Origin of the sequence: Hymenobacter metallilatus (assembly GCF_003944705.1) — a bacterium.
Taxonomy (GTDB): domain Bacteria; phylum Bacteroidota; class Bacteroidia; order Cytophagales; family Hymenobacteraceae; genus Hymenobacter; species Hymenobacter metallilatus.
In genome coordinates, this window is the sequence record NZ_RWIS01000004.1 from 11,739 (window position 1) to 26,283 (window position 14,545).

General features: G+C 61.1%; 12 protein-coding genes. 3 read left to right on the forward strand and 9 right to left on the reverse strand.

The features are described from left to right. Positions 1-41: 41 nt before the first annotated feature. The 6 genes from EI290_RS07505 to EI290_RS07530 all read right to left on the reverse strand — a co-directional run bounded on the left by EI290_RS07505 (position 42) and on the right by EI290_RS07530 (position 8,721). Complete coding sequence (locus EI290_RS07505) at positions 42-1,511, reverse strand: PhoX family protein (RefSeq protein WP_125428314.1); 1,470 nt, start codon at positions 1,509-1,511, stop codon at positions 42-44. A 461-nt stretch (positions 1,512-1,972) separates the two neighbouring features. Next, a complete protein-coding gene (locus EI290_RS07510; protein WP_125428316.1) occupies positions 1,973-4,711 on the reverse strand; it encodes a choice-of-anchor I family protein in 2,739 nt (912 codons plus the stop codon). Positions 4,712-4,770: 59 nt separating this feature from the next. Then, positions 4,771-6,207, reverse strand: a complete 1,437-nt coding sequence (locus tag EI290_RS07515) for a GH1 family beta-glucosidase (protein WP_125428318.1) — start codon at positions 6,205-6,207, stop codon at positions 4,771-4,773. A 285-nt stretch (positions 6,208-6,492) separates the two neighbouring features. Then, positions 6,493-7,524, reverse strand: a complete 1,032-nt coding sequence (locus tag EI290_RS07520) for a glycosyltransferase family protein (protein ID WP_125428320.1) — start codon at positions 7,522-7,524, stop codon at positions 6,493-6,495. A 50-nt stretch (positions 7,525-7,574) separates the two neighbouring features. Next, a complete protein-coding gene (locus tag EI290_RS07525; protein WP_125428322.1) occupies positions 7,575-8,456 on the reverse strand; it encodes a UDP-2,3-diacylglucosamine diphosphatase in 882 nt (293 codons plus the stop codon). A 46-nt stretch (positions 8,457-8,502) separates the two neighbouring features. Continuing rightward, entirely contained in the window at positions 8,503-8,721 is a 219-nt protein-coding gene (locus EI290_RS07530) for a hypothetical protein (protein ID WP_125428324.1), read from the reverse strand. Positions 8,722-8,955: 234 nt separating this feature from the next. On the opposite strand from EI290_RS07530, the gene EI290_RS07535 reads away from it, so the two are divergent. Next, on the forward strand, positions 8,956-9,516 hold the full coding sequence (locus tag EI290_RS07535; protein WP_125428326.1) for a hypothetical protein: 561 nt from the start codon (positions 8,956-8,958) through the stop codon (positions 9,514-9,516). Positions 9,517-9,668: 152 nt separating this feature from the next. On the opposite strand, the gene EI290_RS07540 is transcribed toward EI290_RS07535, so the two are convergent. After that, the gene (locus EI290_RS07540; protein WP_246008884.1) at positions 9,669-10,226 is read right to left on the reverse strand and encodes an NUDIX domain-containing protein; all 558 of its coding nucleotides are present in this window, start codon (positions 10,224-10,226) and stop codon (positions 9,669-9,671) included. Between the two features lie 168 nt (positions 10,227-10,394). Here EI290_RS07540 and EI290_RS07545 point away from each other — a divergent pair, with 168 nt between their 5' ends. Both EI290_RS07545 and EI290_RS07550 read left to right on the forward strand, forming a co-directional pair. Further along, positions 10,395-11,822, forward strand: a complete 1,428-nt coding sequence (locus tag EI290_RS07545) for a DEAD/DEAH box helicase (RefSeq protein ID WP_125428328.1) — start codon at positions 10,395-10,397, stop codon at positions 11,820-11,822. 179 nt (positions 11,823-12,001) lie between these two features. Continuing rightward, a complete protein-coding gene (locus tag EI290_RS07550; protein ID WP_125428330.1) occupies positions 12,002-12,481 on the forward strand; it encodes a hypothetical protein in 480 nt (159 codons plus the stop codon). 100 nt (positions 12,482-12,581) lie between these two features. On the opposite strand, the gene EI290_RS22390 is transcribed toward EI290_RS07550, so the two are convergent. Together EI290_RS22390 and EI290_RS07555 are read right to left on the reverse strand one after the other, a co-directional pair. After that, on the reverse strand, positions 12,582-12,752 hold the full coding sequence (locus EI290_RS22390; protein WP_185816893.1) for a hypothetical protein: 171 nt from the start codon (positions 12,750-12,752) through the stop codon (positions 12,582-12,584). Between the two features lie 787 nt (positions 12,753-13,539). After that, positions 13,540-14,142 carry a helix-turn-helix domain-containing protein gene (locus EI290_RS07555; protein ID WP_125428332.1) on the reverse strand — a complete coding sequence of 201 codons (603 nt, stop codon included), beginning with the start codon at positions 14,140-14,142 and terminating at the stop codon, positions 13,540-13,542. Between the last annotated feature and the right edge of the window lie 403 nt (positions 14,143-14,545).

Sequence of the window (14,545 nt, forward strand, 5' to 3'; positions counted from 1 at the left end):
TGCTGCGGCCGGGCCTCTGCACCGGAGTTCCAGCAACTTGCTTACCGCTGCACGCCGCGCACGATGACGACCTGGCCGCCTTCCTTGTTCTTGTTGCGGGTTTCGCTGGAGCCGTCGGCGTTCAGGTATTTATCGTCCTGCCAGGTGTGGGGGTGCAGGTTGAGCAGGAAGGTATTGGGAATGCCCACCAGGTCCGAAATATCCTGCATGGCCCCGTACTCCCAGGAACTCAGCCGCTGGTCGTTGCTCTTGTTGTACTTGGCACTAAAAGCGGCATCGGTGCGGCGGTGATTCATCTCCAGCATGGGCTTGAGCTGCTTGCTGCTAAGGCCATACTGCCACACGCGGCCATCGTGGCGGTTGTTGGCGTAGAATGAGTCCCCATCTTCCTGGATATAGACGTAGTCCTTCGTTACGCAGATGTTGTCGGGGTTCACAATGCTGTTGCCGGGGTCCACGGCACCGTCTACCGTCACTTCCAGCTTACCTTTCAGCGCATTATCGGCCTGCATGGTCAGCTTGTACACGCGGCCCCACATGGTAAAGCCGGTTACGGGCGTCACCTTATCCGACTGGCTTACGCCAGTGGCCGTGAAGTACACCTCCCGGCCGGCCCCGTTGCCGCCCTTGCGGTAGTCCAGGTCCTCCACGCGGGCAAACTGAATGGCGCTCTTCGCCACCGACTGGGCGGCAATCTGGGCACCAGTGGAGGTTTTGGCGTTGTCGATTTCCACGAATTCCACGTCGTACTGCTGGCCGGCCACCATGTTGGTTTCCACCGGGTCGGCGTTGGTACGCTTCAGCATGTAGAGCTTGCCGTTGTCCAGGTCGCCCACGGTGTTGCTCACGTAGGCAATCAGCTGGCCGTTGCCGCTGTCCTCACCAATGAGGATGACGGTTTTGCCGGGAAAGGCATCTTTGGGCAGGGGCACGGCGTTTTCCATGGAGGCGTGGCCCAGGGCCGGCTTCATGCGGCTGCGGTCCTTTTTGTTTACGGCCCCCAGCGGGTCGAGGGCGTGGACCATGCTTTCGCCGTCGGTTTCGCCGGCCGTCAGGAACAGCGGGCCGAAGCCGTGCTCCTCGGGCGTAGCCAGCGTGGCCGAGCACAGCCGGAAGTTGCCCCCGTCGCCGTCGAGCAGGTACTCCCCCTTGGTGGGCTTAAAGGTTTTATCCAGGTACACTCTGGATACCGAGAACATGATTTCGTGGTTATTGAGGAGGATGTAGCCCTCCCCGTTCGGATTTTTCAGCAGGCCCGAGCCGTCGGGCTGAGCCCCGAAAATGAAGTTGGGCGACTCCGGCAGCACGTCGTCGGAGCTGATGAGGGGCAGAATTTCCAGGCTCTCGAAACCGGGCAGCGCCTTCACCAGCGCCGGGTTCACGGAGTGCGCCTTCAGCACAACCTCCGAGGTGGGGTTCGATTCGGTTTCGGAATCATTGCAGGCCCCCAGCGCCGCCAGCAGCAGCAGGGCCGGCAGCTTGGGCACGAAGGCGTAACGGTTGGAGTACATAGCAGGAGAAGGAGTTGGTGAAATGATGCCGCAAAGGACTTGGTCGGGCGTTATTTCAGTGTTAGCCTCTCGTTACCGAAATGCTACTTTCCAGCGCGTAATCAACTGATTTTGCTAACAGTTGCGTAACGTGGCATAGTGGATTGATTTTATAAGACCGTCATTCTGACGGCAGGAGGAATCTCGCGTGCTGACGATACCCCACCCCCGCTGTTTCGTTGCAAGGCAATTGATTAGCCAGCGGTAGAGATGCTTCGCCTTCACTCCGTCTCTGGCTTGATGCACCACATGCGGACGCCAGATGGGCATAAGGATCTTTTCCCAACAACATCAGCACGCAATATTCCTCGCGGGCTCGGAATGACGGGCTAGGATCAGGATGACGGTTTACTATCATTCCAACAAACAAAAACGCCCCGGCTGCGACCAACCGGGGCGTTTCTCATCTGCATACCTGCCACCTACCGCACTACCAGCCGGGAGCTGGCCCCATCGTCGGTGCGGAGCACGTACACGCCCGGCGTGAGGCCGGCGGTTTCCAGCTGCTGGGTGTTGCTAAAGGTCCGCACGGGGCGTCCCAGAGCATCATGCAGCGTGCCCGCCACGGGGCGGCTTAGCTGCACCCGTCCCTGTGTGGGGTTGGGGTAGAGCTGCAATGGAGCGGCATGGCGGCCCCGGGCCGTGGCCGTTACCGGCCCCCGCGTCTGGATACCGTACACCGATACCGTGCTGCTGACCTCGTTGGCGAGCAGCAGCAGGGGCTGACCCGTGGGGCTGTTTGAGCCCGAAATAAATACGATACCCTCGGGCCCCTGGTCGCCGGTGCCGCTACTGAGGCTGCGGTTATTCACGTACTGCACCAGCTTGGGCTGGGCGGGGTCGTTCAGGTTGAACACGGCCACGCCCCCAATGCGCTCCAGGGACACGAAGGCATACGTGGTATCCCGGATCAGGCCCGTCGTTACGCCTTCAGGTTCGGGGCCTTTGTCGTCGGAGCGGTTCTTGCGGCTGGGGTTGCCGGTGGTGTTGCTGGCGTTGAAGATGGCTCCGTAGGTGGCGTCGGTGCTGGTGAGGCGCTCCAGCAGGTCGCCACTGTCGTGCACCAGGGCCCCGGTGGTGGCGTTGAAGATGCTGAACGAGCGGCCTCCGAAGGCATATATTTCGTCGAAGTCCCCGTCCCCGTCGGTGTCGCCGAGCTTGTTGGTGACGTTGAGACGGCCCAGGGCCTGGGCGTTCTTGAGCAAAGCAGCCTGGGGAAAGCGGGTAGCATCCAGCGGGTACGCCGCGTCGCCCAGGCGCACGGCTTCGGTCAGGGCCGAATACTCGCGGGCGTCGCCCTCGTTGGCCGTGAGCAGGTAGCGCTGGCCGGCCACCTCAAACGTGGCCAGGGCATCGGGCAGGCGCATACCCTTGATAGGCCAGTTGGCCAGCAGCACATCGGGGGTCTGGTCGGAGGCATCCAGCGCAAAACCGGCCAGGGAGTGGTCCTGGAAGCCTACTGGCCGCAGCGCGGTAACCTGCCGGGTAGTCAGGTCCAGGGTAGCAATGGCGTTGTTTTCCTGGAGCGTGATGTAAGCCAGGCGCGAGTCGGCGGATACGGCCACGTACTCCGGCTCCAGATCCTGGGCGACGGTGCTGGGCGCGGCCGCCGTGCCCCCGAAAATACGAATGCCCTGCTGGCGCAGCGCGGCCGCCTGGCCATTGAAACCAGTAAAGCTCACCGTCGTGACGCTGGCTTGGGTGAGACCGGCCACGCCCCCGCTAAAGTCAATCACCGACACCGAGCCCTCGGGGTCTGCGGAGTAATCCGACTTGGGCTCACCCTCGTTAGCTGTAAGGATAAGCTGGCCGTTGGGCGAGAAGGTAATCATGTCGGGCATGGCCCCCACCGTTACCTGCTTGAGAAATGCGCCGTTCTGATCGAATAACACCACCGAGCCGTTTAGCTGGGGGTCGGTGTTTTCGATGGCGCAGGCCACCACCCCACCCCGCACGGCCACCGAGTTGATGCCGCCGTAGGGTCGGATATCCACGGAAGCCACGGCCGTCAGGCTGCCGGCCGCGCCCAGGCTCAGAATATCCAGCTTGCCCCCAATGGAATTGGCGACGTACAGGCGCTGGGTGCTGGGGTCATGGGCCACAATTTCGGCCGAGTTGGTGCCGGCTGCGCCGTTCTGATAGGAAGTCAGGCGGTTGAGCGTGAGGTTGCGGGCCTGGGTGGGGGCGGCGCTTTCGTTGTCTTTGAGGTAAACCAGCACGTCGGTCTTGCCCGCTTCCAGCGTGGCGTTGGCCGGATTCTGCAGGCGCAGCGCGAAATACTCCGCGCCCTCGGTCAGGGCATCGTCCGGCAGCGGAATCGTCAGCGTCTGGTCAGCCGCAGCCCCGGCAGGGAAAGTCAGCGTCTGGGAGGCGGCGTAGGTGAAATCAGCCCCCGCCGTGGCCGTACCCAGCCCCGCTACCAAGGCTACTTCTACGGTGGCAGCGGTAGTGGCCGAGGGGTTGGCAATGCTGACGGGAATGCTCACGGTACCCGCGTTTTCGTTGACTACTACCGTAGCCGCGGCCAGGCGCAGCGTAGGTACTACCACGGGCGGAGTTGTTGTGCGGCTCAGCTCCACCTCATCCCAGGCGGCCCAATCGTCGTTGCCGTTTTGCTTGGCTGCCAGCCGCAGCCGCACGTGCGTAGCCGTGGCTGGCACGGCTACCGTCACAGTCTGGTAGGTGCGGGTATCCTTGCTGAGCTGCACGTAATTTTTGGTAGCCGGCCAGGCCGTGCCATTGTCAAACGCCACGGCGTAGGCCAGGGAGTCGGAGGCGTCGAAACCGTTGCTGAAGAACTTAAACGATACTTGGTTGGCCGCGGCTGAACCGCTTTGCAGGGCTACCGGCGTGAAATCCAGGTAGTGCCACACGGGCAGGTCGTTGGTGGTGGGGTTCTGCAAATCCTGCATACCCCAGAGCAGCGCCCCGGCGGCCGGCACGGCCTGTACTCCGGCGCTGCCGGTAGTGCCCACATTGGCCACCGGTGCCCAGATATCGGTGAGGCTGGGGAAATTATAGGTAGCGGGCGTAGCCACAAACCCCCAGGTGTCGGTGGCCGCACTCTCGAACCCCTGGCGGAGCGTCTGGGCCAGAGCCGGGCCGTTAAGAAGCAGGCCCAGCAGCGAGAGGCTGGCCCATTTGGGTACAGGTTGTTGCATTCCGGGAAAGGATAGGTGAAGGAATGCGCCAAAGCTACCGGGGCACTGTTAGGCCAACTTTACGAAGCAGTTACCGAATCGTGAAGGCCCGCGTAGCCGGGGCGCACTACCGGTTCCCCCGCCAGAAACTGCCCGTACCAATGGCCCGAATCCTTGATGGTGCGCCGCTGCGTTTCGTACTCAACGTGTACCAGCCCAAAGCGGGGCGCGTAGCCCTCGGCCCATTCAAAGTTATCGGTAAACGACCAGGCAAAATAGCCCTCCACCGGCACGCCCTCCTGTCGGGCCCGCAGCACCTGCCCGATACAAGCCTGCAAATAAGCCTGCCGGGCCAGGTCGGGCACCCGGCCCATCAGGTTGGGCTGGTCGGGGAAGGCGGCCCCGTTTTCGGTAACCAGCAGGCGGGGTGCGTTGGGGTAGGCCGCAAACTGCCGCAGCATGTGGTAGAGGCTTTCGGGATACACCTCCCAGCCCATGTCGGTAAACGGTACGCCCCGGGCCGCCGCGCCCACCAGCCGGGCCCACAGCAGGGGCACGTAGGGGGCGTGCTGCACCACCTCGCGGGTGTAATTCTGCACGCCCAGAAAGTCGAAATCGAATGGCAGGCGGGCATCGTCGCCGGGTTGGTGGTAACGGTCCAGCCAGCCCAGCACGGGCAAATCGGCCACAGGATAACCCAAGCCCAGGGCCGGCTCCACAAACAGGCGGTTGAGCAGGGCATCGGCGCGGCGGGTGGCGCGCTCATCCCGGGCCAGGCCAGGCCGGGCGGGGGTCAGGTAAGAGCAGGAAAATGTGGTGCCAATCTGCGCGGCCGCCGGCAGAACAGCCCGCAACGCCCGTCCCCCCTCGGCCTGCGCCAGCGCCGCGTGATGGGTAGCCGCCAGAAACGCGCCCAGGCTGCGCCGCCCCGGTGCGTGTACGCCCAGCAGGTGCCCGGCGCCCGTAAACACCATGGGCTCGTTGAGCACCATCCAATACGGGACCCGGTCGCCGAAACGGGCCGCCAGCAGCTGCACGTAATCCGTAAACCAGCCCACCACGCTGCGGTTGGTCCAGCCCCCGAGCCGCTGCAGGGCCAGGGGCAAATCCCAGTGATAAGCCGTTAGCCAGGGCGTGATTCCCCGCTCCAGGCACCCGTCAATCAAGCGGTTGTAAAAATCTATTCCCTTTTGGTTACTGCGGCCTTTTCCCAAGGGCAAAATACGCGCCCAGGCCACCGAAAAGCGAAATTCGAGTATACCCATTTGTTTCAATAGGTCTAAATCGTCGCGCCACCGGTGATAGAAGTCGGTTGCAACTTCAGCCGTTTCTCCGCGCTTGATGCGGCCCCGGCGGCGGACAAACTCGTCCCAGATGCTGGGGCCTTTTCCCTCCAGATTCCAGGCACCCTCCGTCTGGTACGCCGCCGCCGATACGCCCCAGCGGAAGTCGGAACCAAAATCGGAGCGGGAAAAAACGGGCGGGCCGGAAGCCGGATAGAAAGCAGGAGGTAACATGATAATCAGGGAAAGAGGATGCAGTAACCGGGAAAACGACTCTCATCCTTTATTCGGCACCCGCTTGCATCGGCACCGCTCATTTCTGACAGTACTAAGCCGGGGCAGGCAGTTTATGGCCGTGGTTTCTGCCGTTTTTGTACGGAAGTCCTGGTATTATTTACGTCCGTACGGACTGATTTCTGCCCGTGTTTCTTTGCAGAGTGCCCGCCTCCCTTACTGAAGGCCCGCAGTGCCCCTCGTCACTTCTTGCGGAGAGGCTTTTGGGGCGGAGGTCCGCGCCATTCAGTACGATAAGGCAAGGGGGAGCGGCCCCACCTCGCTCCTGCCCGCGTCCAGCAGCATGGTATCCAGCACGGTGGCGGTTTCGTTGGGGTACTCAACGGGTACGGAGCGGCCGTACTGCAGCCAGTGGTCCAGGACGGCCAGCGACTTATCTTTCAGATTTTTGACAACGGGAACTCCCATGTGGGCCAGTGCGGCTGCGTTGCAGGCTTGCTCGTACTGCTGCTTCATGGGTACTACCAGCAGTTTTTTGCCCAGATACAGGGCCTCGGCGGGCGTTTCGAAACCCGCTCCGCACAGCACCCCGGCGCTCCGGGCCAGGCTATCCGTGAATGCGGCTCCGCTTATGGGTAGTACCCGCACATTGCCGTGCTGCGCCTCCAGCCGGCTGTGCTTGCTGAAGATGTGCCACTGCACCGTGCGGCTAAGGTAGCGCAGTCTACTCACCAGCGTTTCCTCATCAAAAGCCGGCAGGTATACCGTGTAGTGGCCGTCGTTGGTAGGCGTTAGCTCGCGCACCTGCTGCCGGATCACCGGCGTGCTGATGTGGGGCTCGTAGCGCTGAAAATGAAAGCCGTAGTGGCGCGTAGCCGGGGCGTAGTGGCGCAGCACTGCCCGGCCTACCGGGTCGGGTGCGGGAGGTAGCGGGGCGTAGTCGCTCAGCACGGCGGCCTGGTGGCTGAGCGCTACGCAAGGCAGGCCCCGCCGGCGGCAGGCCCAGGCCGACACCGGCTCAAAGTCACTGATAACCACATCATAGGTATGCACCGGCAGTTCGTTCAGCTCCCGCAGAAAGGCCCGGGAGTTGAGCTGCCAGAACGTTTTTACGAAGTTGATACCCCCCTTCTTCCCAAAGATGAAGCCCAGGCCGTGGCAGCGGTAACGTACGGGAAAAGGCAGCTCAATATCGGCCGGAGGGCCGCTTACCAGTACATCAACCTGCTCGGCCCGTTGCTGCAGCAGCGGCACAATATCCAGGGCCCGGCTCAGGTGCCCGTTGCCGGTGCCCTGGATGGCATATAATAAGCGCATTCGTGGTGGTGAGGTGTAGGGCAGTAGGTAGGCAGAAAATGGTGGGGTACTCAGGCCGGACTCATGCCGATTTCCCGGAGCAGCCCCGCCAGCAGCGTGGCGGCGGGGGCATCGGCAGCAGCGTCTTCCTCATCGGGCTCGGCAGGCTCGGGCAAAAGGGGCTGCTGCATGGCAGGGTCGTCGTGGTAGCGGTAGAGCTGCCAGCCCGCGGCGGCCGTGTACTCCAGAGCCGTCAGGTTTTCCACCCAGTCGCCGGAGTTCAAGTAGGTTACCGGCCCCTGGGCCGTGCCCAGCTCCTTGATTTCTGGGCAGTGAATGTGGCCGCAGGCGACGTACCGGTACCCTTTGTCGGCCGCAATGGTGGCGGCGGTCTGCTCAAAGTCGCTCACCAGACTTACCGCCCGCTTCACCCGGTCCTTCACCGTTTTCGACAGCGCCACCCGGGGCCGGCCCAGGCGGACCAGTCCCCAGTTTACGAGGCGGTTCAGCAGAATCAGCAGGTCATAGCCGTGGCCGCCCAGGCGGGCCAGCCACCGCGAGTGGCGCATGGTTACATCAAACACGTCGCCGTGAAACAGCCAGGTGCGGCCGTGGGGCAGGTCGAGTACCAGCTTATTGTCGATGCGCAAGGCCCCAAGCTGGGTACCGGCAAACTTGCGCAACAGCTCGTCGTGGTTACCCGTCAGGTACTGGATGCGGGTGCCTTTGGCGGCCAGCCCGGCCAGGTAGCGCACCACCCGCATGTGGGCGGCGGGCCAGTAGCTTTTGCTGAACTGCCAGATATCGACAATATCCCCATTCAGCACCAGGGTTTTGGGCTTGACACTTTTCAGGTAGCGCAGCAGCTCGGGGGCGTGGCAGCCGTAGGTACCCAGGTGTACGTCGGAAATCACGCACACCTCGAGGCGGCGCCGGGCGGGCTTGGGCTTCATATACGGATGGAAAAGACCAGCATCATGGCGCGTCAGAAACCAGCGGCTACAAGGCCGGGCGGGCGCTCAGTGCAGTTCGGGGCCGCACCCGGCGCCCAGCAGGAGTAGTCCGGGCATCGTCGGCGGCGTGGTTGAAGTGAAATGGGAGCCGCAGCGCCCCCACGGAGCGCAACACGTAGGCCAGCACCAGAGCCAGCTGCAGCAGCAGGTACGCTATGGCCCGCAGTAGGCGGCGCAGCAGCGGTAAAGCAACAGGAGTCCGCATGAGTTTCAGCCAGTTGATCCACTCCAAAGGTCGGACCGGGACATGATGCGGGCGTTACCGGGGGGTTATGGTTTCATCACCTTTGCCCCCTCGGCCTACCGTTGGGCGCCCGCCCGCCGGGGCCCGTCGAAACCCGCAGTCCGTTGGCCGAAACCTGCGGCGGCGGCCGGGGCATTCCCTATCTTTGCGGGGCCGCAACCCGGCATTCACCCCATTTGCTTGCCTGCTTCCTCTATGAAGAAATTTATTCTCCTCGCTTTGCTGTTTTTAGGTGCGCTGGCGGCCTCGGCCCAGTACATGCCCGGCAAACCCCGCAAAAAGTACACCTTCCCCAAGAAGGACGAGGAAAGCCCTTATGTGCTCAACGTTACCAAAAACACCGACGAGGATGCGGAAGTGGATGCCTGCGTAACCCGCGTGGCGTACCGCCCTTACAGTGAGCTGCTCACAGAAATCAATGAGCTCAAGCGCATGAATAACTGGGCCGATACTACCTACCAGCGCCGCTTCCAGCAGCTGCCGGCCGGGGGCCAGCTTACCGTTACCATGTACCGCCGCGGCGCGGCCAACGCCGACCCCGCTTACCTGAGCCTGGTGGCCAAGGACAAGGACGGCAAAGAAGTGCTGAATGTGCCGGGCCTGACGGCCGGCAACGGCCGCTTCTGGAACCGGGACCTGTACATGAGCAAGCGTACCATTCCATTTACGAAAGTGGAAACCGCCCAGGATATCCTGCTGACCATCAACGACGCCAAGACCAAGCAGAACTTCGAGTACATCATCAAGGCGCAGTAGCGCGGGCAGCGGACCCCTGGCTGTTGTTGCCCTTGTACCCCGGAGCTATGCTCCGGCCCGCGTTAGAGGGTAAGTACTTTCTCACGCGAGCCGGAGCATAGCTCCGGGGTACACGTTCTGATGGGCCAGAGCACCGCTTATAGGTACCCGTTCTAGCGGCTGGTTTCGCGCAGCCGGGCCCACTGCACGGCAATGATGGTTTTGGCATCCTCGAAGTGGGCCCGGGCCAGCTCATCCGCGGAAAAGTATACGGGCTCAATCTTTTCGCTTTCCTCGGCCAGCCCGCCGCCTGCGCCGGTTTGCCGGCTGACTTCGGCGTAGAAAATGGTAATAACTTCGGCGCTGGTGCCGGGTGAGGGCAAAATGCGGGCAATCTGCTCCAGGTGCTCTACCTCGTAGCCCAGCTCCTCGTGAATCTCGCGGCGGATGGCGGTTTGGGGCTCTTCGTCGCCGTCCACCATGCCGGCGGCCAGCTCCACCAGCTCATCCTCGGGCCCAATGCGGTACTGCCGGGTGAGGATGTACTGGCCGGTGCCGGTGTGCTTTACCAGGGCAGCCACCGCCGTGCCGGGCTCAAACCGCTCCCGCTTCAGCACCTCGGCCCCGTCCTGCACCTGCAGCTGGCTGAGTTTGTAATGACCATCGTATGCTACTTTCCGCTCAATGATGTGCATGGCAAATGCAATGGGATAAAGGGGAATAATGGCCAAGGTAGGCGGATTTTGCCGTAACCACCGGCCGCCGGCTCCCGACCGGTGCGGCGCTCCAAATGGTTTTGCGGCGGCAGGCAGGAGCCTTAACCTAAAAAACCCGACCTTTGCGGGCTCATTCTATAGCCGTGACATTTCCGCTGCCTTGGGCAGCCGCTTTTTTTCTACATGTCGTTCGACGAACTCAACCTGATTGAGCCTATCCTGGGTGCATTGCGCGAGGAAGGCTACGTAACCCCTACCCCCATCCAGCAACAAGCCATTCCGCAGGTGCTGGAAGGCCACGATTTGCTGGGTATCGCCCAGACGGGCACCGGCAAAACTGCCGCCTTTACCGTGCCCATCCTGCAGATTCTGCACCAGACGGCCCAGGTAGAGCGCCACGCCCCCGGCCGCATCCGCTGCCTGGTGCTCACGCCCACCCGCGAGCTGGCCATCCAGATTGGCGAAAGTTTCCAGGCCTACGGCCGCCACCTGCCCAAACTGCGCTCCACCGTTATTTTCGGGGGGGTGGGGCAGCACCCGCAGGTGCAGGCCCTCAAGCGGGGCGTGGAGGTGCTCATTGCCACCCCCGGCCGCCTGCTCGACCTCATGAACCAGGGCTTCATTGACCTGCGCACCATTGAGGTGTTCGTGCTGGATGAGGCCGACCGGATGCTGGACATGGGCTTTATCCACGACATCAAGCGGATTCTGCCCAAGCTGCCCAAACAGCGCCAGACGCTGTTCTTCTCGGCCACCATGCCCGGCCAGATTCAGGAGCTGGCCAACAGCATTCTGCGTCCTAACCCGGTAAAAGTAGCGGTGACGCCCGTATCGAGCACCGCCGACACCGTGACGCAGGCCGTGTACATGGTGGAGAAAAACGACAAGCCGGCCCTGCTGGAGCACGTGCTCGGCGACAAAAGCATCCGGCGGGTGCTGGTGTTCACCCGCACCAAGCACGGGGCCGATAAAGTGGTCCGGACGCTGGCTAAAGCCAACATTCCGGCCGAAGCCATCCACGGCAACAAGAGCCAGAATCACCGGCAGCGCGCCCTTAGCAACTTCAAGAGCGGCACTACCCGCGTGCTGGTGGCCACCGATATTGCCGCCCGGGGCATTGATGTAGATGAGCTGACCCACGTGGTGAACTACGAAATTCCCAACGAGCCCGAAACCTACGTGCACCGCATCGGCCGCACCGGCCGCGCCGGCGCTGATGGCACTGCCCTGTCCTTCTGCGACGATGAGGAGCGGGCCTATCTGCAGGATATTCAGAAGCTGATTCGCCGGCAGGTGCCCGTGGTGCAAAACCACCCCTACCTTTCCGCCGCCGTGGCCCCCGTACCCTTGTCGGGCGGGCCAGCCATCAAGCGGCCCAAAGGTCCGGCCGGTCGCCCCCCGCGCCCGGGTCGGGGCCCGCAGGGCGGTGGGGGCCGGCCCGAAGGCAGCCGGCGGGAGTCTACTGGCCCAGCGGAACGCGCCGCGGCCAGCGGCGGCCGGGAAGGTCAGCGCGGGGGCCACGCGGCAGCGGGCCGGCCCAGCGGTTCGCACCCGGAAGCTGGCGGCGGCAGCCGCAACAGCAGCCGGCGCCGCTCCCGGGGCAACCGGTAAGCTTTCTTTTCGGGCATATGTACCAAACAAACAGGCCCAGCGCCGCTTCGTAGCTACGAAGCGGCGCTGGGCCTGTTTGGCTATGGAGGCTATGGTCAGCGGGTTAAGCAAACAAAATCATACCCTGAATGCTTATGAAGGCAAGAGCCAATTACGTCACCCAGTTTCGTGTATTCGATATGGCACAACCCACTCTTCCCGTTATCCAGGCGCTACGCAACACCGCCTTACGCCTGGCCGCCGAAGCTCCTTACCAATGGGGGCACATGGGCAGTTGTAACTGCGGCCACCTGGCCCAGACCATTACCGCTTTGTCGAAAGGAGAAATCCACGCCCGGGCTATGCAGCGTTACGGCGACTGGGACCAGCAGCTTACTGACTACTGCCCCACCAGCGGCCTGCCCGTCGATGCCATCATTGATGAGATGCTGGCCCTGGGTTTCACTCGCCAGGACCTGGCCCGCCTCGAGCGGCTATCCGACCCGGTTGTTCTGGCGGCTATTCCGTTTGAGCGGCGCAACGCCTTGCGCCATAACCAGCGCGATGATGTAGTGCTGTACCTGCGCACCTGGGCCGAGCTTTTGGAGTCGGAGATGCTGGCATCCATTCAGCTTCCCTCCTTGCTGCCCTCGCCCGCTGAACCCGTTATTGTTTACTAGGGCAGCGGCTTATAGTAGTCTGGTAGTACGCACGAAAGCCCCGTCGGTACAAACCGGCGGGGCTTTTGTATGGCGGGGCTCAAAACCGGGCCGGGAGGGCTTAGTAGTTTACGTTGCTGCGCTGCGCTTCCCGGTAACCTTCGGTGCGGTGGCTACGCTTGTAGGCAGCATCAGCGTTGGGGTCCTTCTCAGCATCGGGAGCCTGGGAGCAGGACGACAGGAACAAGGAGGTACCCAGGGCAGCAAGGAAAAGCAGGCAGATATTTTTCATACGCCAAAGGTACACACCACCTCTACATTGGGCAAGTATCTGTCGGCACCTTCACCAACAGGACTAGGCAGCCACTTCTTGTTACAATTGTTACACATCCTATCAATGCTTATAGGCTTACTACTTCTATTAACAACTCTGCATTGAGTGTACCGGGGTTACGTTTCCCTACTTTCTTGCCAGTAACCAGCAACACCTGTAAACACTATTATCTATATCAAAACAGTCAACCTGTAAAGGCTGCCCATCAGGATACCCATGCCAAAGCGCAGCACTGCCCTACGGCCACCATTTGTATGAATAATCTTTGCTTGGTTGCATATGATTATAGTCACAACCTACTGAGTCAACCAAATTAGCAAGCAGTTCAGCTATTCGCACCTTTTACCCGCCTGCTTATCATTACTTTTAAATTTTCACTATAACAATATACAAAAGTCAGCATACCAAAATAAAAAACATAAAGCCAAGCTGAATATTAATGAACATAACTATTTGAAAAACAGCTTGTTAAATTACCACATCATCCTGTCATCACAACCAGCTTAGCACATTACGCTATAGAACTATGCTGACAAATACAACTTCGAGTCTTGCTCGCACCACTATCCTTCCAAGCACCTCGACCGAAGATAAAAACAGGACCTGATTATCGTTCTGCCAAATTGCATTTGCCTGCGAATTGACACTCTATCCTAACGCAGGCACCAGACTTCAGCTAACTGGCTAGGCGCAACCTAAGCTCACCTGATTCTATTCTACAGAACAGGCTCTATAGTGGTAGCACTTAGCTGCCGGGCTCCGGTTGATAATCCGAAAACGTACCGTCCTGGTAGAAGATAACGATGCGGCGGATGCGTTTGCCGGGTTCAGCCAGGGCGGCCAGTGGGATTCCCTGGCTACCCTCCGCATGGGAAGCTGCTGCAGTAGAGGTAATGGCCGGAGCAGCTTCTAAGGGAGCCATTGCTGAAGCAGGTGAATATGCTGGGGCCACGGCCACCGCCGCGTGCTCAGCGGAGACAACAGCGGCCTCTTTTGGGGGGGCCTGAGCTATTTCCGTAGCGGCGGTTCGCTCGGAGGACGAGGGTGCTGCCGATACGGGCGCAGCGGGCTGTTTCGGCGGCTTCGGGGGGGCGGCAGCCAGTTTGCTTTTCGTGGCAGCTGGCTCGGGTTCCTCTGATGAGGCCTGCATGTCTCCGGCGCCCAACAGCAGCCAGTTCACCGACAGGTCGGGGAAGGCCGCCAGTATTTTCTGCACTACTTCCAGGCTGGGCTTATTCCGGCCACTTAAAATGTGGCTGATAATAGGACGGGCTACGCCAACCGCATCCGCAAATTGACTGGGGCTTAGCTGGCGGGCAGTTAACAACTGGCGGATTCGTTCGAGCATAGCAAACTGCAGTGTTCACAAATGTACAGCATCTTTCCGCAAGCTAATACTACAATACAGTAGGTTTACAAAAGTTATAGATTTAACTCTGAACTGCAGATTTGTTATAAAGCAAGGTTATGCTTCCTATTAGTTTACATATGTAATACAATTGTGAATTATTGGCCTGTGCGCTCCTCTTCGCCCTTTTCATCCAATAGTAGCCGGCCGTATGCCTCCACCACTCTGAGTATGCGGGGTACCCTTTGGCAGGCAGGACCGCTTGAATGGGGTAGCATCGCCAGCTAGCTGGCTGGCATATTCGACCAGGGGTTACGGGGGCAACGGGCTGCGCCGCTCCTCCTACTTCCTGTGGAAAGCCAGAAGCCTTGGCGGTTGCAGCATATTATGTGCTGCAACCGCC

Coding starts and splice junctions, on each gene's coding strand:
- EI290_RS07505 (WP_125428314.1), bottom strand. CDS start 1,511: ATGTACTCCAACCGTTACGCCTTCGTGCCCAAGCTGCCGGCCCTGCTG.
- EI290_RS07510 (WP_125428316.1), bottom strand. CDS start 4,711: ATGCAACAACCTGTACCCAAATGGGCCAGCCTCTCGCTGCTGGGCCTG.
- EI290_RS07515 (WP_125428318.1), bottom strand. CDS start 6,207: ATGTTACCTCCTGCTTTCTATCCGGCTTCCGGCCCGCCCGTTTTTTCC.
- EI290_RS07520 (WP_125428320.1), bottom strand. CDS start 7,524: ATGCGCTTATTATATGCCATCCAGGGCACCGGCAACGGGCACCTGAGC.
- EI290_RS07525 (WP_125428322.1), bottom strand. CDS start 8,456: ATGAAGCCCAAGCCCGCCCGGCGCCGCCTCGAGGTGTGCGTGATTTCC.
- EI290_RS07530 (WP_125428324.1), bottom strand. CDS start 8,721: ATGCGGACTCCTGTTGCTTTACCGCTGCTGCGCCGCCTACTGCGGGCC.
- EI290_RS07535 (WP_125428326.1), top strand. CDS start 8,956: ATGAAGAAATTTATTCTCCTCGCTTTGCTGTTTTTAGGTGCGCTGGCG.
- EI290_RS07545 (WP_125428328.1), top strand. CDS start 10,395: ATGTCGTTCGACGAACTCAACCTGATTGAGCCTATCCTGGGTGCATTG.
- EI290_RS07550 (WP_125428330.1), top strand. CDS start 12,002: ATGGCACAACCCACTCTTCCCGTTATCCAGGCGCTACGCAACACCGCC.
- EI290_RS22390 (WP_185816893.1), bottom strand. CDS start 12,752: ATGAAAAATATCTGCCTGCTTTTCCTTGCTGCCCTGGGTACCTCCTTG.
- EI290_RS07555 (WP_125428332.1), bottom strand. CDS start 14,142: ATGCTCGAACGAATCCGCCAGTTGTTAACTGCCCGCCAGCTAAGCCCC.